Below are 20058 nucleotides of genomic sequence, written 5' to 3'. Positions count from 1 at the left end.
ATGCGTGGCGTTCGCGCGCTGTGCGTGGTGCTGTCGCTGGCTGGTTCGGCACTGCTGACCGGTTGCGACACCCTCGGCTATTACTACCAGTCGGTCGCCGGGCACCTCTCGCTGATGGCGCAGCGCGAGCCGATCGACCATGCCATCGAAGACGCCCGTACCACGCACAACGACAAGCTCGCCAAGCGGCTGGAGGATGCCCGCAGCATCCGCATCTACGCCTCGCGCGAGTTGGCGCTGCCCGACAACGGCAGTTACCGCGTGTACGCCAACCTCAAGCGCCCCTTTGCGGTGTGGAACGTGTTTGCCGCGCCGGAGCTGTCGGTCAAGCTCAAGGAATGGTGCTTCCTGGTGGTCGGCTGCGTGACCTATCGCGGCTACTACGACCGCAACGCCGCCGTGGCCTACGCCGACACCCTGCGCGCCCAGGGCCTGGACGTCGACGTGGCCGGGATTCCTGCGTATTCCACACTGGGTTATTTCGATGACCCGCTGCTCAACACCTTTGTCGGCCTGCCCGAGGGCGAGTTGGCGCGTCTGATTTTTCATGAGCTGGCGCACCAGGTGGTCTATGCCAAGGGCGATACGGCCTTCAATGAATCCTTCGCCACCGCAGTCGAGACGATTGGCGTTGAACGCTGGCTGGCTGACGCAGCTACGCCCGAAGTCCGCGCGGAATACGCCACATACGATGCCCGCCGCGTACAATTCCGCGCCCTGTTGCTGGACTATCGCAACCGGCTCGAAACGCTGTATGCCAGCCCCGTGTCAGACGATGAGAAGCGCGCCGGCAAACGCGCCATCTTCGCGAGCCTGCAGGCGGATTACGCCAAGCTCAAAGCAGGCTGGGGCGGCTATACCGGCTACGACCGTTGGTTTGCGCAGCCGCTGTCGAATGCGCATCTGGGCGCCGTGGCGAGTTACTTGGAGTGGGTGCCGGCGTTCACGGCGCTGTATCACCGCGACGGCGGCGACTGGGCGCGCTTTTACGCCGACGTCAAAACCATGGCGCACGAGCCTAAGCCCAAGCGTGAGGCTACGCTGCGGGCATTGGCTCCGCCGGCGCTGCTTGGGGCAGATGGCGCGGTCACGCAAAAGTGATGCCAGCGGCCGTTTCTGCGCCGGTTTCAAGCACGCACGATGGGCTGAGGGAACCGTCTAAGTTATTGTTTTGACACAAACATCCGCGTACGATGCGGAAAAAATCGAACGACCATTCGAAAAAATCGACAATCGCCAGGAGACACGCCCATGGATAAACCGTGGCTGAAGCAGTACCCCGCCGGGGTGCCCGCCGACATCGATGCGTCGCAGTATCGATCGCTGGCGCATCTGCTTGAAGATTCCTTTCAGAAGAACCGCAATCGCCGCGCTTTCGAGTGCATGGGCAAGGTCCTGACCTACGGCGAGATCGATACGTACTCGCGCCAACTGGCGGCCTGGCTGCAATCGCGTGGCCTGGCGCCCGGCGCCCGCGTCGCGCTGATGATGCCGAACGTGCTGCAGTACCCGGTGGCGCTGGCTGCCGTGCTGCGCGCCGGCTACGTGGTCGTCAACGTCAACCCGCTCTACACCCCGCGCGAGCTGGAACACCAGCTCAAGGACAGCGGCGCCGAAGCCATCATCATCCTGGAGAACTTCGCGACGACGCTGCAGCAGGTGCTGCCCAACACCCCGGTCAAGCACATCGTGGTGGCCAGCATGGGCGACATGCTCGGCGGCCTCAAGGGCATGCTGGTCAACTTTGTCGTGCGCAGTGTCAAGAAGATGGTGCCGGCGTGGGAATTGCCCAGCTGCATCCGCTTCAATACCGCGCTGGAAGAGGGCGCCAAGCTGGCGCTTAAGCCGACCTCCGTCGGCCCGGACGACGTGGCCTTCCTGCAATACACGGGCGGCACGACCGGCGTGTCGAAGGGCGCAACGCTGCTGCACCGGAACATCGTCGCCAACGTGCTGCAATCCGAGGCGTGGATGAATCCGGCGCTCACCAAGCCCGGCCGCGATGGTCGCATGCTGGCTGCGGACGAAGAGATCGTCACGATTACCGCGCTGCCGCTGTATCACATCTTCGCGCTGACTGTGTGCTGCCTGCTGTCGATGCGCAAGGGCGGGCTGGCGGTGCTGATCCCGAACCCGCGCGACATTCCGGGCTTCATCAAGGTGCTCAAGCAGTACCGTTTCCACATGTTCCCGGCCGTGAACACGCTGTACAACGCGCTGCTGAACAACCCCGAATTCAAGGATGTTGACTGCTCCAACCTGCGCGTGGCCAACGGCGGCGGCATGGCGGTGCAAGAAGCCGTGGCCAAGAAGTGGCTGGAGGTGACGGGCTGCCCGATCATCGAGGGCTATGGCTTGTCGGAAACGTCGCCGTCGGCCATCTGCAACCCAACCGATACCGACACCTTCTCGGGCACCGTCGGCTTGCCGATTCCGGGCACCGAAATCGCCATCCGCGACGACGAAGGCCGCGATCTGCCGATCGGCCAGGCGGGTGAAATCTGCATCCGCGGCCCGCAGGTCATGGCCGGCTACTGGAAGCGCCCCGACGAAACCGCCAAGGTCATGTACGCCGACGGCTTCTTCAAGACCGGCGACGTGGGCGTGATGGACGAGCGCGGCTACACCAAGATCGTCGATCGCAAGAAGGACATGATCCTGGTGTCGGGCTTCAACGTGTACCCGAACGAGGTCGAAGGCGTGGTGGCAATGTGCCCCGGCGTGCTGGAAGTGGCCGCGGTGGGCGTGCCCGACGTGCATTCGGGCGAGGTGGTCAAGCTGTTCGTGGTGCGCCGTGACCCGACGCTCACCGAAGAGAAGCTGCAGGAGTTCTGCAAGGAGCAGCTCACCGGCTACAAGCGCCCGAAGTTCATCGAGTTCCGCAACGAGCTGCCGAAGACCAACGTCGGCAAGATCCTGCGCCGCGAACTGCGGGATGAGGCGTTGAAGAAGCGTGCCTGAGTCTGCGTAACTCTGCGTAGGCGCAAAGAAAAAGCCGCGAGAGATCGCGGCTTTTTTACGTGTTGCGGCGGGTCAGCCCACGTACAGCAGGATGCTGATGAACTGGCACACGCTGCCTGCCAGCACGAACAGGTGCCAGATGCCGTGGAAGTGCCGTACTTTCTCGTCGAAGAGGAAGAACCCGACGCCCGCGGTATAGAGCGCACCGCCCGCCACCAGCCACCACAGGCCCGGCGCAGGCAATGCAGCTGCCAGCGGCCCCATGGCAAACAGCACCAGCCACCCCATCACCACGTAGATCAGCAGCGAGAACAGGCGCGTGCGGCGGCCGATCCACAGTTCCTGCGCAATGCCGATGGCCGCCAGCGCCCAGTTGACCCCGAACAGCGTCCAGCCCCAGGGGCCGCGCAGCGTCACCAGCGCAAACGGCGTGTAGCTGCCGGCAATCAACAGGTAGATGGCGCAATAGTCCAGCCGCTGCAGGACGGCCTTGGCCGGGCCGCGCAGGCTGTGATACAGCGTCGAGATCGTGTACAGCAGAACCAGCGTGGTGCCGTAGACCACGGAGCTGACCACCTTCCAGGCATCGTGGTGCAGCGCCGACGATGTCACCAGCACTGCCATGCCGGCAGCGGCAAGGATGGCCCCGGCCAGGTGGCTGAAGCCATTGAAACGTTCTCCGTGATACATGCGTGGATCTCCGGGAAGGCTCGGTTGGCGCGCATTCGGGCGAATGCAAAGGCGATATTCTTGCACGCGCTGGCATGTTTCGATTGGCGTGCCTTGATGCCGCGGCCAACCAAGCCCACAACGGCCCCCACCTTACAATCCCTAAATGCCCAGCACAGATCTCCAAATCACGCCTGATCTGACCATTCCTGATACGGAACTGGTCGAGCGCTTTGTGCGCGCGAGCGGGGCGGGTGGGCAGAACGTGAACAAGGTGTCCACGGCGGTGGAACTGCGTTTCGACATCGCCCAATCACCCTCGTTGCCCGAAGCGTTGCGCGCCCGCCTGCTGGCAAAGCGCGACCGCCGTTTGACCGACGAGGGTGTGTTCGTGATTGATGCGCAGCGGTTTCGTACCCAAGACCGCAACCGCCAGGATGCCCGCGAACGTTTGGCCGCATTCATTGCGGCTGGGCTGTCCGTACCCAAGTCACGTATTGCCACCAAGCCGACCCGCGCGTCCAAGGCCCGCCGTCTGGAAGGCAAGCGTGTGCGCAGTGGCATCAAGCGCGGGCGTTCCGGCCCCACCTCTTGGGATTAAGCGCGACGCCAGGCAAATCGCTTTGCCTGGCGCCATGCCGCTTGAGATGTTCGGATGGGAGGGGTTACATCAACTGCGTATCGCGCGTCTCGCGCATGCACAGCACGCCAATCAGGCTGACGGCCGCCGCCACCGACACATACATGCCTACCCAGCTCAGGCCACCTTGCGAGGCCAGCACCTGCGCGATGTACGGCGCAATCGACGCCCCGAGAATGCCGCCCAGGTTGTACGACACGCCGGCGCCTGTGTAGCGCACGTGGGTCGGGAACAGCTCCGGCAGCAGCGCCCCCATCGGTGCAAAGGTCACGCCCATCAGGAACAGCTCGATGATGAGGAACAACGCCACCAGCGGCGTCGACCCACTACCCAGCAGCGGCGCCATCGTGAAGCCCGACAGGATGGCCGCGATGATGCCGACGATCAGCACCGGCTTGCGCCCGAAGCGGTCGGATGCCAGGGCCGAGATCGGCGTCGCCAGCCCCATGAACACCACCGCCAGGCACAGCAGCCCCAGAAACTCCGGTCGCGAGAAGTGCAGCGTGCTCACGCCGTACGACAGCGAGAACACCGTCGAGATATAGAACAGCGTGTAGCAGACCACCATGGCCAGCGCGCCCAGCAGCGTTGGCCACCAGTGGCGCGACAGCAGTTCGGCAACCGGTACCTTCACGCGTTCTTGGCGGTCGATGGCGGCTTGGAAAGCCGGCGTTTCCGCAATCTTCAAGCGCACATACAAGCCTAGCGCCACCAGCACCGCGCTCACCAGGAACGGCACGCGCCAGCCCCAGCTGCGGAACTGCTCGTCCGACAGGGCGATGGCCAATCCGAAGAACAACCCGTTCGAGGCCAGGAAACCCACCGACGGCCCAAGCTGCGGAAACATGCCGAACCACGCACGCTTGCCGGCCGGCGCATTCTCGGTCGCCAGCAGCGCCGCGCCGCCCCATTCGCCGCCCAGGCCGATCCCCTGGCCGAAGCGCAGCACGCACAGCAGGATCGGCGCCAGCGTGCCGATGCTGTCGTATCCCGGCACCAGCCCAATCAGCGTGGTCGAGACGCCCATCACCAGCAGGGAGGCCACCAGCGTCGATTTGCGCCCAATGCGATCACCAAAGTGGCCGAACAGGAACGAGCCGATCGGCCGCGCAATGAAGGCAATGCCGAACGTGACGAAGGCCGACAGCGCCTGCGCCGTGGCCGAGCCATGCGGGAAGAACACCGGTCCGATTACCAGCGCAGCGGCCGTGGCGTAGACGTAGAAATCGTAGAACTCGATGGCGGTGCCGATGAAGCTCGCAAAGACGATGCGCGAGCGGCTTGCTTGGGTGGCGGCATCGGTGGCTGTGTCGGCGGCGGGGGCCGCCAAGGTAGAAGGCGTCGAAGAGGACATGCAGGTCTCCCGTGGGGTTCGCGTTGTTGTCGTTATGTGGGCCGCCCATCATGCATTGGGCGGCCCGCCAGAGCATAGCGTGCGGCCATGCAAAAAGGCACCCGAAGGTGCCTTCCTGCGCCCGCCAAGGAGAGGGGCGGCGAGCAAAAACAGTTTGTGCTGCGCGTCAGAACTTGTGGCGCACACCAACCGCCACGCCCAGCTGGCTGTTCGAGTCCGGCGTGATGAAGTACGTCTGCGATGCGGCCGGCAGGTAGCCAACGGACATCCCCGTGGGCGTGTAGCCGATCGAATCCCAGTTCAGCGAGCCATTGCGCGAATAGGCTGCGGTCAGGTACACGTCGGTGCGCTTCGAGAAGTTGTAATCGGCGATGAAGTTCCACTGCTGCGGCTTGCGCGGGTTGGTCGTCACGCCGCCGATGGTCGCTTCCTTGATGTTGTCGTAGTAGTACGACAGCGTCAGGCCCAGCGCCGTGGTTGCCTGGTAGTTCACGCCCAGCCAGTAGAGATCGTCGCGGTGCGGAATCAGGGCTGGTGTGCCGGTGCTCGGGGCCTGGGTGTTGCCATAGCGGTAGCCGCCCATCACCTTGACCGGGCCGACCGTGTAGCTGGCGGCCACGGCTGCGCGCTTGTCGCGGCCGTAGTCGTTGCCCGGGCCGCCGGCGAGTTCCTGCACCGACGGCACCTTCACTTCGTCATACGCCACGCCCAAGCCGAACGGGCCGGCAAAGTAGTTCGCACCGATACCGTAGGCCGAGTTGGCCGTGTTGCTGCCCGCGCGCTCTCCGAAGGACCAGTGGCCCACGACCGTCAGCGGACCGAACGCGCCGGTGTACTTGATCACGTTGTCTTCGCGGAAGTTCGCGCCCAGCAGGCCGACCACCGGCTCCCACTGCGTGGCGTAACCGCTCGGCGAGAAGTTCGCCATCATGTCGAAGATCGTGGTGTATTGGCGGCCCAGCGTGACCTTGCCCCAATCGCCCTGCAGGCCCACGAAGGCTTGCCGGCCGAACAGGCGGCCGCCTTGCTGCAGCGTGCCAGTGTCCATGGCGAAGCCCGATTCCAGCACGAACAGGCTCTTCAGGCCGCCACCGATGTCTTCGACGCCGCGCAGGCCCCAACGGTTGGAAGACAGGCCGCCTGCCTGCATCGCAAGGCGCGAACCGCTGCTGCCCGGAATGGCGACGCCTGCCGCCGTTACGTTCTGCTCATGGTTGACGTATTCGACGTTCGCGTCGACCACGCCGTACAGCGTCACACTCGACTGAGCCTGCGCAACACCCGCAAACGTGCCCAGCACTGCCAATGCCAGCAGCGATTTCTTCATCGGTCGGTCTCCAGATCCTTATTTATTGAACTTGGTGGCAGGCAGACCCTCCGTTCCCGTCTTCCCGCCCCACGACTTTCAAGTGAAGTCGCTGATTAATGTAGCAACGTGTTACAAGCCTCGGTCGAAATTTGCGAACGAATGTTCGTAAACGGCCGTTTGCTGTCTGATCCGGGCAACAGGCTGTTTCAAATTCAGAAATAGAAATGCGATGTGCGCTTGCGATTCCTCGCAGTTTTGGATGCGATCCCAATGCCAACAGGGTTATCCCGTACAGTTGTGTTTGGTGGCCGCGCATCTGATCGGACGCAAGGCCTTGCTGGGCTGGGGTCGTACAATGACGCATGCGCCGCACGCCATTGCCGGCGGCGCCTGATCTCAGGATCGACCTGCATGCTCGACAATTTCCTTCCCGAATTCGACCGCGCCCTGCGCGCCGTGGCCGGCATCACTCGCGCCAGCCGACCGAACCCCGCCGATGCCGTCATCGCTTCCGGTGCCTCTACTTCTGCCGATGGCGCCGATGACGCGGCCAAGCTCTCTGAGGCCGAGCGTCGTCATGCCGCTGGCCTGATGCGCGTCAACCACGTTGGCGAGGTGTGCGCCCAGGCGCTGTACCAGGGGCAAGCGCTGTTTGCGCGTGACCCCGCCATCCGCGCGCAACTCGACGAAGCTGCCCGCGAAGAAGAGGACCACCTCGCCTGGTGCGCCCAGCGCCTGCAGGAATTGGGCGACCGCCCAAGCCTGCTCAACCCGCTGTGGTACGCCGGTGCCTTCGCCATCGGGGCGCTGGCCGGCCGTCTGGGTGACAAGATCAGCCTCGGCTTCGTCGCCGAGACCGAGCGCCAGGTCGAGCACCACCTGGACGGCCATCTCGACAAACTGCCCGAACAGGACACCCGCTCGCGCGCCATCGTCGCCCAGATGCGCGACGACGAGATTCGCCACGGCGACAATGCCCGCGAGGCCGGCGGCATCGATCTGCCCGCGCCCATCCGTCAAGCCATGCGTGCCGCCTCGCGCGTCATGACGACCGCCGCCTACCGCATCTGAGCCGCATGCCGCCACCCGGCGGCAACCCGCTCTCCACCATTCGCCCGACTTGCGCTGCAGTGGCCCTTTGCCTGCCGCTGCGGGCTTTGTCGCGCGCTGTTCTCTCACGTGGTTTCTACATAAATCACGCTATCTCCTTCATTTGATTGGGAAAAGTGGCAGGGGCGCTCTGCCGGGAATCGCTAAGTCATTGTTCTGATTGCAAATTTTCCCTCTCGCAGCCCCTGACAAGCCTTGACCGCCTAAAATGGTTCCTCTAAAGTGGGAAACAGTGTCAGAAAGTGTAGTTTTGTGGTTTGAAGAGGCGGTTTTGCGAGCCAATTGAAGGCGGTAACCCCGCCGACCGGAGAGAGAATCCAACGTGTTCCAGGGTGCGTCGGCGCTGACGCTGGATGCCAAAGGGCGGATGTCCATTCCGTCGCGGCACCGCGAAGCGCTTCAGCTGCAGGCCGAGGGCCGGGTGACTGTGACCAAGCACCCGGACGGTTGCCTCATGCTGTTTCCGCGCCCCGAGTGGGAGCGCTTTCGCGAGCGCATTGCCGCGCTGCCGATGGAAGCCCACTGGTGGAAGCGGATCTTCCTGGGCAGCGCCGCTGACGTGGAGCTCGATACCGCCGGCCGCGTTCTCATCACGCCGGAACTACGCACGGCGGCCGCTCTGGAACGCGACGTGATGCTGCTCGGCATGGGCAGCCACTTCGAAGTCTGGGACGCCGCCACGTACACCGCGAAGGAGCAAGCCGCCATGGCGCAAGGCATGCCCGACGCCCTCAAGAATTTCTCCTTTTGATGACGCGAGATGACAACCCAAGCCAGTACGGGACTGCGCCATCAGACGGTGCTCTTAGACGAAGCGGTCGATGCGCTGATCTGGCGCGACGACGGCATGTATATCGATGGAACTTTCGGGAGAGGCGGGCACAGCCGGCGCATCCTGGAACGGCTGGGGCCCGGCGGCAGACTTGTCGCCTTCGACAAGGACCCGGCAGCAATCTCCGAAGCGGGCACCATCCAGGATGCCCGCTTCGCTATTGAGCATGACAGCTTCGCGCAGATGGCCGAGTGCTTGGACGCGCGCGGCGTGGAACGGGTGGCCGGCGTGCTGCTCGATCTGGGCATCAGCTCGCCGCAGATCGACGAAGGCGCACGTGGCTTCTCGTTCCGGATGGATGGCCCGCTCGACATGCGGATGGACACCACGCGCGGCATCACCGCAGCCCAATGGCTGGCCGAGGCTGATGAGCGCGACATTGCGAGGGTGATACGGGACTATGGGGAAGAACGGTTTGCTGTACAGATTGCAAAGGCGATTGTTGCTCGCCGGGGCCAATCCGGGGATCGAGGTCCTCTCGATCGCACATCCGAGCTTGCCGCGCTCGTGGCGCAAGCCGTCAAGACACGCGAGAAGGGTCAAGACCCTGCGACCCGCACCTTTCAAGCTTTACGGATTCACGTCAATCAAGAGCTTGCGGACCTCGAAACCGGTCTGAAGGCTGCCTTTGATCGCCTGGAACAGGGGGGACGTCTCGTCGTGATCAGCTTCCATTCGCTGGAAGACCGCATCGTCAAGCGCTTCATGCAGGCCCTGGCGCGCCCGGAGCAATCCGCCGCGCCAGAAATGCGTCGAATGCCGCTGCGTGCGCATGAGCTGCCGGCGCCGCAGTTGCGCTTGCTCGGCCGTGTGAAGCCGTCGGAGGCCGAGGTGTCGGCCAACCCGCGCGCGCGCTCGGCCATCATGCGCGTGGCTGAGCGCTGCTGAGCCGACGGAGACGCACGCCATGAACCGCCTGAACATGTTCCTGCTGACCGCGCTGGTGCTGTGCGCGCTGTCGCTGGTCAGCTCGCAGCATCAGGCGCGGCAACTGTTTGTCGCGCTGGATCGCGCGCAGGCGGAAGAAAAGCAACTCAACACTGACTGGTCGCGCCTGCAATATGAGCAGAGCGCGCTGGGCAAGAGCGCTCGCATTGCTGACATTGCGAGCAAGCAATTGAAGATGTCGCCCGCGCAGGCGGGTCGTACGCAGTATCTGCAGGGGTTTGCCGATGTGCCGGTGGCCGGGGCCGATGCCTCCGCCGCGGCCAGCGCGCCCACGGCTTCAGGAGTCCGGCCATGAGCGGCGCACGCAAATCCAATGGCACCACGGCGCGCGCGCGCCTGGGCCAGTTCTCCGCCAGCCCGGTGCTGGGCCTGCGCTTGCCGATGTGGCGCTCGAAGTTGGTCGTCTTCCTGATGTTCGCGGCGTTCATGGCGTTGATCGGTCGTGCGCTGTGGATTCAGGGCCCGGGCAACCGCTTTTACGAGGCCGAAGGCAAGAAGCGCTTCCAGCGCACGCTGGAGCTGCCGGCCACGCGCGGCAAGATCCTTGATCGCAATGGTTTGGTGCTGGCCACCAGCCTGCCGGTGAAGGCCATCTGGGCCGTGCCGGAAGACGTGCCCAATGACGTGCCTGGCAGCGACATGCAGAAGCTCGCCAAGCTGCTTGGCATGAACAATAAGGAACTGGCTGCCAAGCTGGGCGAAGACAAGGGCTTCGTCTACCTCAAGCGCCAGGTGCTGCCTGAGGTTGCCGACCAGATTGCTGCATTGAAGATCGACGGTATCTATCAGACACGTGAGTACAAGCGCTTCTACCCGGAAGGGGAGGCGATGGCACACATCGTTGGTTTCACCAACGTTGAGGACAAGGGCCAGGAAGGCATGGAGCTTGCGCACGAGGCTGACCTCGCGGGGGCTGCCGGCCAGCGACAGGTGATCAAGGACCGCCTCGGCCGCGTGGTAGAAGACGTGGGCGTGCTTAAGGCGCCGCGCGACGGCCACGATCAGACGCTGTCGATCGATGCCAAGATCCAGTATCTGACCTTCAATGAACTGAAGGCCGCCATCGAGCGCACCCATGCCAAGGCAGCGAGCGCCATCGTGCTGGACGCCCAGACCGGTGAAGTGCTGGCACTGGCGAACTATCCGACCTACAACCCGAACGACCGCACCCGCCTGTCGGGCGAGCAGTTGCGCAACCGCGTGCTGACCGACACCTTCGAGCCCGGCTCGATGATGAAGCCGATCACCATCAGCCTGGCGCTGCAGCTCAAACGCGTGACGCCCACCACGCTGGTGCAGACCAACGGCAAATACAACTTTGAAGGCGCGACCATTTCCGATACGAGCAACTACGGCACGTTGACGGTCGCGCAGGTCATCCAGCACTCGAGCAACATCGGCACGACCAAGATCGCGATGACGCTCAAGCCACAGGAAATGTGGGACATGTTCACCAGCGTCGGCCTGGGGCAGGCGCCGAAGATTGGCTTTCCGGGCGCGGTGGCGGGGCGGCTGCGGCCGGCCAACAAGTGGCGCCGTATCGAGCAGGCGACCATGTCGTATGGCTACGGCCTGTCGGTGTCGCTGTTCCAGATTGCCCATGCGTACACCATCTTCGCGCACGATGGCGAGCTGATCCCGGTCACGATGTACCGCACCAACGGCCAGCCGCCGCAGGGCGAGCGCGTGATCTCGCCGGAAGTGGCGCGGCAGGTGCGTCAGATGCTGGAGACGGTGACGGCACCCGGCGGCACCGCACCCCAGGCGCAGGTGATGGGTTACCGCGTGGGCGGCAAGACCGGCACGGCCTGGAAGCACACCGGCCGCGGCTATGACCGCTCCAAGTATCGCGCCTCGTTTATTGGCCTGGCGCCGATGTCGAACCCGCGCATCATCGTGGCGGTGAGCGTGGACGAGCCCACGGTGGGTAACCGCTACGGCGGCGGGGCGGCCGGCCCAGTGTTCTCTCAGATCGTGGGCGGCACCCTGCGCGCCTTGAACGTGCCGCCGGATTCGCCCGTGCGTCAGCTCGTGATGTCCCCGGAGGTGCCGGAAGAACCTGTGGGGGGGCTGCAATGACGGCCCGATCAACGACCGTGAATTCCGATCGCCCATCCATCGCCGCGCGCCTCACGCCGGTGCTGGACTGGCTGCGCGCGCAGGTGCCGGCCGGCGCAGACATCACCAGCGACACGCGCAAGCTCAAGACAGGCGATGTGTTTGTCGCCTACGTGCTGGGCAACGTGCGCCAGCATGGAGACGGGCGCCCGCATATTCCACAGGCCATCGCGGCTGGCGCTTCCGCCGTGCTGGCCGAAGCGCACGGCTACGCGATGCCGGCCGACGCCCCAGTGCGCATTCTGCCGGTGGACGGCCTGGCTGAGCTGGCTGGGCCGCTGGCTGCGCAGTGGTATGGCGTGCCTGGGTCGGATGCGCTGCGCGTGGTCGGCGTGACGGGCACCAACGGCAAGACGTCGTGCTCGCAGTGGATCGCGCAGGCGCTCACCAAACAGGGCGAGCGTTGCGCAGTGGTGGGTACGCTCGGCACCGGGTTTGTCGACGCGCTGGCGGCCACCGGCTTCACCACGCCGGATGCCATTCAGCTGCAGCACAGCCTGGCCGACCTGCATCGTGCCGGCGCACGCGCCATCGCGATGGAGGTGTCCTCGCACGGGCTGGAGCAGGGCCGCGCTGACGGTACGCGTTTCGATATCGCGGTGTTCACGAACCTCACGCAAGACCACCTCGACTACCACGGCACCATGGCCGAGTACGAACTCGCCAAGGCACGCCTGTTCAACTGGCCTGACCTGCGAGCTGCCGTCATCAACCGCGACGACGCGGCCGGTGTGCGCTTGCTGCAAAACGCCCGCGCGGGTATCGAGACCCTCGAATACGGCATCGATGGCGATGCGGCCTCGCGGCACGGCGCCAAGCACTGGCTGCGCGCCACCAACGTACGTGCACATCGCACCGGTACGACCTTCGATGTGGACGGTTCGTTTGGCCACGCGACGGTGCATGCGCCGACGGTCGGCCTGTTCAACGTCTCCAATCTGCTGGGTGTGCTGGGCGCCTTGCTGGCGGCTGGTGTGCCGTGGCAGGACGCCATCGCGCGCCTGGAAAAACTGCAGCCGGTAAGCGGCCGCATGGAGCGCTTCGGCGGCGAAGACGGCCCGCTGGTGGTGGTCGACTACGCTCACACGCCTGATGCGCTGGAACAGACGCTGCGCGCACTCGCACCGATTACCGAGGCGCGCGGCGGCAAGCTGTGGGCCGTGTTCGGCTGCGGCGGCGATCGCGATCCGGGCAAGCGCCCGCAGATGGGCGGTATCGCCGAGCGGCTGGCGCAGCACGTGGTGCTGACTTCCGACAACCCGCGCAGCGAAGACCCGCAACACATCCTCGACGAGATCGCCGATGGCATGGACGATCCGTATGCCGCCACGCAGATCGAAGATCGCGCCGCTGCCATCCTGCACGCGGTGCGCCACGCCGATGCGCACGACGTGATCGTCGTGGCCGGCAAGGGGCATGAGTCGACGCAGGAGATTGCGGGCCGCAAGCGTCCGTTCTCCGACCAGGAACATGTGCGCCTGGCACTGGCTGCACGCGGGGTGAACGCATGAGCGTCACCCGTAACGTGATGATGCAAGCCACGGATGCTGCCGCCTGGATGGCCGGCGCGCACCTCGTCGGCCCGGACACGGCCATTCGCCGCGTGACGACCGACAGCCGTGCGGTCGAGCCCGGCGACCTGTTCGTCGCCTTGATCGGCGAGCGTTTCGATGCGCACGATTTTCTGCCGGATGTGATCGCGCGTGGCGCCGCCGCGGTGCTGGTGTCGCGTGCGCTGTCTGACACGCTGGATGCGAGCAACGTCGCCGTGCTGACGGTGGCAGACACACGCATCGCGCTGGGCCAGCTTGCCGCTGGTTGGCGCCGCCAGTTCCCGATTCCGGTGGTGGCCGTCACGGGCAGCAACGGCAAGACGACGGTCAAGGAGATGATCTCCGCGATCTTCGCGCAGGCCGTGGGCGAAGACGCTCGCTTGGCGACCGCTGGCAACTTCAACAACGACATTGGCTTGCCGCTCACGCTGTTCCGCCTGAACGCGCAGCACAAGCTGGCCGTGCTTGAGCTGGGCATGAACCACCCGGGCGAGACGGCGGTGCTGGCCACCATCGCCCAGCCGACCGTGGCAATGATCAACAACGCACAGCGCGAGCACCAGGAATTCATGGTCAGCGTGGAAGCGGTGGCCGAAGAACATGCCGCCGTGCTGGCCGCGTTGCCGGCTGATGGCGTGGCGGTGTTCCCGCGTGATGCGGCCAACGGTGGTGAATACGCACCGGTGTGGCAAGCGGCAGCAGGATCGCGCCGCGTGCTCGATTTCGGTATCGAAGCGGGCGCGGTGACCGGTGTGGTGACCGACACCGCCGACGGTCAGCACATGGATGTGCAAGCGCCGGGTCAGCACTTTGCCTTCACGCTGCCGCTGCTTGGCGTGCACAACGCGCGCAATGCGCTGGCGGCCACCGCGTGTGCGCTGGCGGCGGGTGTTGCGCCCCAGGTGATCGCGCAGGCGCTGAGCCACTTCGCGCCGGTCAAGGGCCGGCTGCAGCGCAAGCCGGGCGCCCGCGGCGGTCTCGTCATCGACGACACGTACAACGCGAATCCCGACTCCATGCGCGCCGCCATCGATGCGCTGGTCACACTGCCGGCACCGCGCTGGCTGGTGCTGGGTGACATGGGCGAGGTTGGTTCGCAAGGCCCGGCATTCCACGAAGAGATTGGCGCATATGCGCGCGAGCACGGCATCGATGCGGTGCTCGCAACGGGCGAACTGGCGAAACACACGGTGGATGCCTTCGGCGCCGGCGCTAGGCATTTCGCGTCCGCCGAAGCATTGATTGAACAAGGCGTGCCGGACATTGCGCCGGGCGCGACGGTATTGGTGAAGGGCTCGCGCTTCATGCGGATGGAACGCATTGTCGAAGCGCTGGTCTTGAAAGACCCGGCTGCAGCGTCGCCGGCTGATTCCACCACGCAACAGAAGCATTAAGGGAAGCAAGAACCCATGTTATTGGCATTGGCGCAATGGCTGCAGAACGACTACGGCTTCCTGCGCGTCTTCAACTATCTGACGTTCCGGGCCGTGATGGCATCCCTCACGGCACTGGTGATCGGCCTCGGGTTCGGGCCGTGGGTGATCCGTCGTCTGACGGAAATGAAGGTTGGTCAGGCTGTGCGCAGCTATGGCCCGCAGACCCACCTGGTCAAGGCTGGCACACCCACCATGGGCGGTGTGCTGGTGCTCATCGGCATTGCTGTGTCCACGCTGCTGTGGGCGGACTGGGGCAACCGCTTCATCTGGATCGTGCTGCTCGTCACCCTCGGCTACGGCGCCATCGGCTGGGTGGATGACTATCGCAAGGTCGTGCATCGTGACCCGAAAGGCATGTCCTCGCGCGAGAAGTTCTTCTGGCAGACCGTGATCGGCCTGTTTGCTGCCGCGTACCTGGCGTTCTCGGTGTCCGAGACGAGCAACATGCGCGTGCTCGAACTCTTCCTGGACTGGGTGCGCAGCGGCTTCTCGCTGAACTTGCCAGCCAAGTCGCACCTGATCGTGCCGTTCTTCAAAGAGATCAGCTACCCGCTGGGCGTGTTCGGTTTCATCATCCTGACGTACCTCGTGATCGTCGGTTCCAGCAACGCGGTGAACCTGACCGACGGCCTTGATGGTCTCGTCATCATGCCGGTTGTGCTGGTGGGTAGCGCGTTGGGCATCTTCGCCTACGTGATGGGCAGCGCCGTCTACAGCAAGTACCTGCTGTTCCCGCACATTCCGGGCGCGGGCGAGCTGCTGATTTTCTGCTCGGCGATGGCCGGGGCGGGGCTTGCCTTCCTGTGGTTCAACGCACATCCGGCACAGGTGTTCATGGGTGACGTCGGCGCGCTGGCGCTGGGCGGCGCGCTCGGCACCATCGCGGTAATCGTGCGCCAGGAGATCGTTCTGTTCATCATGGGCGGCATCTTCGTGGTCGAGACGCTCTCGGTGATGCTGCAGGTGACTTGGTTCAAGTTCACCAAGAAGCGTTACGGCGAGGGCCGACGCCTCTTCCGCATGGCGCCGCTGCACCATCACTTTGAGCTCTCCGGCTGGAAGGAGACGCAGGTGGTCGTGCGCTTCTGGATCATCACCATGCTGCTGGTGCTGATTGGCCTGTCGACCCTGAAGCTGCGATGAGCACGGACATGACCGAACCCATCGCCCATCCCGACGACATGGAACCGACGCTGACGGAAGCGGCGGCTGAGTCCGTCGTGGGTGCGGACGTGGAAGCTGTGGCCGCCACGTTCGACTCTACCGAGTCGATGCCCGCCGCCGAGACCGTGCAGGAGCCGCGCATGTTCGGCGAGCAGGAATCGCCGTTTGTGCTGGTGCTCGGTCTGGGCGAATCCGGCCTGGCGATGGCGCGCTGGTGCGCACGCCACGGTGCACGCGTGCGCGTGGCTGACACGCGCGAGGCGCCCGCCAACCTGCCGACGCTGCGTGCGCATGTGCCGGATGCGGAATTCGTGAGCGGCCCGTTTGCCGTGTCGCTGCTGGAAGGTGCGACGCTGGTGGCGATCAGCCCCGGCCTGTCGCCACTGGACGCCAACGTCGCTGCGCTGCTGGCCGCCGCTAACGAGCGCGCTGTGCCGGTGTGGGGCGAGATCGAACTGTTTGCGCGTGCACTCGCCGGCCTCAAGTCCGCGCAGGGCTACGCGCCGCGCGTGCTGGCTATCACCGGCACCAACGGCAAGACGACCACCACCGCGCTCACCGGCGCTTTGGCTGAACGCGCCGGCAAGACCGTTGGCGTGGCGGGCAATATCAGCCCGTCGGCGCTGGACAAGCTCACCGAGTGTGTTGACGCCGGCACGCTGCCGGACGTGTGGGTGCTGGAGCTTTCCAGCTTCCAACTGGAAACCACGCATACGCTGGATGCCGACGCCGCCACCATCCTGAACATCACGCAGGATCACCTCGACTGGCACGGCACGATGGAAGCCTACGCGGCTGCCAAAGGCCGCATCTTCGGCGCCGGCACCGTGCGCGTGCTGAACCGTCAGGACGCCGGTGTGATGGCATTCGCGAGCAAGGGCGGCGATGTGACGTTCGGCACGGACGAACCAGCCACGCCCGATGCGCTCGGCCTGCTGCGTGAAGGCGGTATGCCGTGGATCGTGCTGGCAGAAGCCGATGAGGATGATCTGCCGACAAAGCCGGTCCGCCGAAAGAAGGGTGACACAACGCCGGCCGCACCAGTGCCCGTGCGCCTCAAGCGCCTGATGCCCGCCGATGCGCTGCGCATTCGTGGCCTGCACAACGCCACCAACGCGATGGCCGCGCTGGCGTTGTGCCGCGCGATCGGCCTGCCGGTCAGCGCGCTGTTGCACGGTCTGCGCGACTACGCCGGCGAGCCGCACCGCGTCGAGCTGATCGCCGCGTTTGATGACATCGAATTCTTTGACGACAGCAAGGGCACCAACGTCGGCGCGACGGTGGCGGCGCTGTCGGGCCTGTCCAAGCACGTGGTGCTGATCGCTGGAGGCGAGGGCAAGGGCCAGGACTTTTCACCGCTGGCCGAGCCGGTCGCGCAATACGCGCGCGCCGTCGTCCTGATCGGGCGCGATGCACCGCAGATCCGCGAAGCGCTGGCCAATACCGGTGTCACGCTGGTTGACGCCCCGACGCTGGAAGCCGCCGTGTTTGAAGCCGCCGATCGCGCGCAACCGGGCGATGCCGTGCTGCTCTCGCCGGCGTGCGCGAGCTTCGACATGTTCCGTAACTACGAACATCGCGCGCAGGTCTTCCACGAAGCCGTGGTGGCACTCGCCGCCGACCGAGGAGTCCTCCTATGAGCGACACCCAGATCAAGCGCAGTGGCTTCATCGGCGCAACCATCGGCAACGCGTGGGGCGGCCTGCGCGATGCCGTCTCGGGCGTCAAGCCCACACGCTCGAAGATGATGGAGTACGACCAGCCGCTGATGTGGGTGGCAATCGTGCTGCTCGGCCTTGGGTTGGTGATGGTGTATTCGGCGTCGATCGCGCTGCCTGATTCGCCCAAGTACGCCAACTACAGCAACGGGCACTTCCTGACGCGCCACATCTTCTCCCTGGTGATTGGCGTGGTGGGTGCTGTCGTGGCCTTCCAGATTCCGGTCAAATTTTGGGATAAGTACGCGCCCAAGCTGTTCATCATCGCGCTGGTGATGCTGATCGTGGTGCTGATCCCGCACGTGGGCAAGGGCGTGAACGGCGCGCGCCGCTGGCTGCCGTTGGGCGTGATGAACTTCCAGCCGTCCGAGCTGATGAAGCTGGCCGTGGTGCTGTACGCGGCCAATTACACCGTGCGCAAGCAGGACTGGATGCAGAGCGTGCGCAAGGGCTTCCTGCCGATGGGCGTGGCGGTGGCGTTTGTTGGGGCGCTGCTGCTGCTGGAGCCCGACATGGGCGCGTTCTTGGTGATCGCGGCCGTGGCGATGGGCATCCTGTTCCTGGGCGGCGTCAACGGCAAGCTGTTCGGCGGGCTGGTGCTGACGGCGGTGTCGACGTTCTCGCTGCTGGTTCTGCTGTCGCCCTGGCGGCGTGAGCGGATCTTCGCGTACCTGAATCCGTGGCAAGAGGAATACGCACAGGGCAAGGCGTACCAGCTCACGCACTCGCTCATCGCCTTCGGCCGCGGTGAGTGGACCGGCGTTGGCCTGGGCGGCAGCATCGAAAAGCTGCACTACCTGCCAGAAGCCCATACCGACTTCATCCTCGCTGTGATCGGCGAGGAGCTTGGCTTCATCGGCGTGCTGATCGTGATCCTGCTCTTCTATTGGATGGTGCGCCGCGCGTTCGAGATCGGCCGCACTGCGCTGCAGCTCGATCGCACGTTCGCTGGCCTAGTCGCCAAGGGCCTGGGCATCTGGATCGGCTGGCAGGCCTTCATCAATATGGGTGTGAACCTGGGGTTGCTGCCGACCAAGGGCCTGACGCTGCCAATGGTCAGCTACGGTGGCTCGGGCATTTTGATGAACTGTGTGGCGATCGCGCTGCTGCTGCGTATCGACTATGAGAACCGCGTGCTGATGCGTGGGGGCAAGGTATGACGGCCAACGCGCCGCGCACCCTTCTCGTCATGGCCGGCGGTACCGGTGGCCACATCTTTCCCGCGCTGTCGGTGGCCAGGCTGCTGGCCGCGCGTGGCTGGAAGGTGGTCTGGCTCGGCAACGCGAATGGCATGGAAGGCCAACTCGTGCCCAAGCACGGTTTCCCGCTGGAGTCGGTGCAGTTTGGTGGTTTGCGCGGCAAGGGGCTCGTCACCAAGTTCCTGCTGCCGCTGAACCTGCTGCGTGCCTTCTGGCAAAGCCTGGGCGTGGTGCGCCGCGTGCGTCCGAACGTGGTGCTCGGCATGGGCGGCTATATCACCTTCCCGGGCGGCATGATGAGCGTGCTGCTCGGTCGCCCGCTGGTGCTGCACGAACAGAACTCGATTGCTGGTCTCGCCAACCGCGTGCTCGCGCGCGTGGCTGATCGCGTGCTGTGTGCATTCCCGAATGCGCTGGCCGGCGCAGAGTGGGTCGGTAACCCGATCCGCGCGGATCTGGCGACGCTGCCGTCGCCGCAAGCACGCTATGCGGAGCGCACCGGCCCGCTGCGCGTGCTGGTGGTGGGCGGCAGCCTGGGCGCCGCCGCGCTGAACGACGTGGTGCCCAAGGCGCTGGCCCTGTTGCCCGCCGATACGCGCCCGGTCGTCATCCACCAGGCCGGTGCCAAGCAGATCGACACGCTGCGCGCCAACTACGCCGCCGCCGGCATTGATGACACGCACGCGCAGGCCGTGCCCTTCATCGACGACATGGCCGCAGCGTATGCGCATGCCGATCTGGTGATCTGCCGCGCAGGCGCAATGACTGTTTCTGAAGTGGCCGCGGCGGGTGTCGCGGCGTTGTTCGTGCCGTTCCCGCATGCGGTGGACGACCACCAGACCACCAACGCGCGCTTCCTGTCCGAACGCGGCGCGGCCTTGTTGGTGCCTCAGCCGGAACTGGGTCCGGCCTCGTTGGCAGATACACTCGCGTCCCTGACGCGTGCCCAATTAGCCGATATGGCGGCTAAAGCACGTGAGCAGGCAAGGCCGGAAGCGGCCGAGCGTGTCGCCGACGTGTGTGTTGCGGTGGCACGGGCATAGGGAA

The 20058-nt window shown here is 65.0% G+C and carries 17 protein-coding genes; 14 read left to right on the top strand and 3 right to left on the bottom strand.

Annotated elements, in window-relative coordinates; genetic code table 11:
• Both C404_RS48890 and C404_RS48885 read left to right on the top strand, forming a co-directional pair.
• Positions 1-1101, top strand: a complete 1101-nt coding sequence (locus C404_RS48890; protein WP_021196120.1) for an aminopeptidase — start codon at positions 1-3, stop codon at positions 1099-1101.
• Between the two features lie 150 nt (positions 1102-1251).
• Positions 1252-2961: a long-chain fatty acid--CoA ligase gene (locus tag C404_RS48885; protein ID WP_021196119.1), complete on the top strand. Its 1710-nt coding sequence runs from the start codon at positions 1252-1254 to the stop codon at positions 2959-2961.
• Positions 2962-3033: 72 nt separating this feature from the next.
• Here the strand turns inward: C404_RS48885 and trhA are convergent, their stop codons facing one another.
• Positions 3034-3651, bottom strand: coding sequence for a PAQR family membrane homeostasis protein TrhA (gene trhA, locus C404_RS48880; RefSeq protein WP_021196118.1), 618 nt, complete (start codon positions 3649-3651; stop codon positions 3034-3036).
• A 145-nt stretch (positions 3652-3796) separates the two neighbouring features.
• Here trhA and arfB point away from each other — a divergent pair, with 145 nt between their 5' ends.
• A complete protein-coding gene (gene arfB, locus C404_RS48875; protein ID WP_021196117.1) occupies positions 3797-4231 on the top strand; it encodes an alternative ribosome rescue aminoacyl-tRNA hydrolase ArfB in 435 nt (144 codons plus the stop codon).
• 64 nt (positions 4232-4295) lie between these two features.
• On the opposite strand, the gene C404_RS48870 is transcribed toward arfB, so the two are convergent.
• Complete coding sequence (locus tag C404_RS48870) at positions 4296-5624, bottom strand: MFS transporter (RefSeq protein WP_031329743.1); 1329 nt, start codon at positions 5622-5624, stop codon at positions 4296-4298.
• Positions 5625-5790: 166 nt separating this feature from the next.
• The gene (locus C404_RS48865) at positions 5791-6951 is read right to left on the bottom strand and encodes a porin (RefSeq protein ID WP_021196115.1); all 1161 of its coding nucleotides are present in this window, start codon (positions 6949-6951) and stop codon (positions 5791-5793) included.
• Between the two features lie 393 nt (positions 6952-7344).
• Between C404_RS48865 and coq7 the strand changes: the two genes are divergently transcribed.
• The 11 genes from coq7 to murG all read left to right on the top strand — a co-directional run bounded on the left by coq7 (position 7345) and on the right by murG (position 20054).
• A complete protein-coding gene (gene coq7 / locus C404_RS48860; RefSeq protein ID WP_021196113.1) occupies positions 7345-8004 on the top strand; it encodes a 2-polyprenyl-3-methyl-6-methoxy-1,4-benzoquinone monooxygenase in 660 nt (219 codons plus the stop codon).
• Positions 8005-8365: 361 nt separating this feature from the next.
• A complete protein-coding gene (gene mraZ / locus C404_RS48855) occupies positions 8366-8794 on the top strand; it encodes a division/cell wall cluster transcriptional repressor MraZ (protein WP_021196112.1) in 429 nt (142 codons plus the stop codon).
• Between the two features lie 9 nt (positions 8795-8803).
• Positions 8804-9763: a 16S rRNA (cytosine(1402)-N(4))-methyltransferase RsmH gene (gene rsmH / locus C404_RS48850; protein ID WP_021196111.1), complete on the top strand. Its 960-nt coding sequence runs from the start codon at positions 8804-8806 to the stop codon at positions 9761-9763.
• A 19-nt stretch (positions 9764-9782) separates the two neighbouring features.
• Positions 9783-10118, top strand: a complete 336-nt coding sequence (gene ftsL / locus C404_RS48845) for a cell division protein FtsL (RefSeq protein ID WP_021196110.1) — start codon at positions 9783-9785, stop codon at positions 10116-10118.
• The gene (locus C404_RS48840) at positions 10115-11902 is read left to right on the top strand and encodes a peptidoglycan D,D-transpeptidase FtsI family protein (protein ID WP_021196109.1); all 1788 of its coding nucleotides are present in this window, start codon (positions 10115-10117) and stop codon (positions 11900-11902) included. Before ftsL ends, C404_RS48840 begins: the two co-directional genes overlap by 4 nt.
• 17 nt (positions 11903-11919) lie before the next feature.
• Positions 11920-13452 (top strand): UDP-N-acetylmuramoyl-L-alanyl-D-glutamate--2,6-diaminopimelate ligase, encoded by a 1533-nt coding sequence (locus tag C404_RS48835; protein WP_374754712.1) that lies wholly within the window; start codon positions 11920-11922, stop codon positions 13450-13452.
• Entirely contained in the window at positions 13449-14888 is a 1440-nt protein-coding gene (locus tag C404_RS48830; RefSeq protein WP_021196107.1) for a UDP-N-acetylmuramoyl-tripeptide--D-alanyl-D-alanine ligase, read from the top strand. The genes C404_RS48835 and C404_RS48830 overlap by 4 nt, the downstream gene beginning before the upstream one ends.
• A 15-nt stretch (positions 14889-14903) precedes the next feature.
• Positions 14904-16073, top strand: coding sequence for a phospho-N-acetylmuramoyl-pentapeptide-transferase (gene mraY, locus C404_RS48825; RefSeq protein WP_021196106.1), 1170 nt, complete (start codon positions 14904-14906; stop codon positions 16071-16073).
• 161 nt (positions 16074-16234) lie between these two features.
• The gene (gene murD / locus C404_RS48820) at positions 16235-17734 is read left to right on the top strand and encodes a UDP-N-acetylmuramoyl-L-alanine--D-glutamate ligase (RefSeq protein ID WP_192840324.1); all 1500 of its coding nucleotides are present in this window, start codon (positions 16235-16237) and stop codon (positions 17732-17734) included.
• Complete coding sequence (ftsW, locus tag C404_RS48815; protein WP_021196104.1) at positions 17731-18972, top strand: putative lipid II flippase FtsW; 1242 nt, start codon at positions 17731-17733, stop codon at positions 18970-18972. The genes murD and ftsW overlap by 4 nt, the downstream gene beginning before the upstream one ends.
• A complete protein-coding gene (gene murG, locus C404_RS48810) occupies positions 18969-20054 on the top strand; it encodes an undecaprenyldiphospho-muramoylpentapeptide beta-N-acetylglucosaminyltransferase (RefSeq protein WP_021196103.1) in 1086 nt (361 codons plus the stop codon). The genes ftsW and murG overlap by 4 nt, the downstream gene beginning before the upstream one ends.
• Positions 20055-20058 lie beyond the last annotated feature (4 nt).

Source organism: Ralstonia sp. AU12-08, from assembly GCF_000442475.1.
Taxonomy (GTDB): domain Bacteria; phylum Pseudomonadota; class Gammaproteobacteria; order Burkholderiales; family Burkholderiaceae; genus Ralstonia; species Ralstonia insidiosa.
The sequence above is the reverse complement of the archived record's forward strand: the minus strand, read 5'-3'. Positions and strand labels throughout refer to the sequence as shown.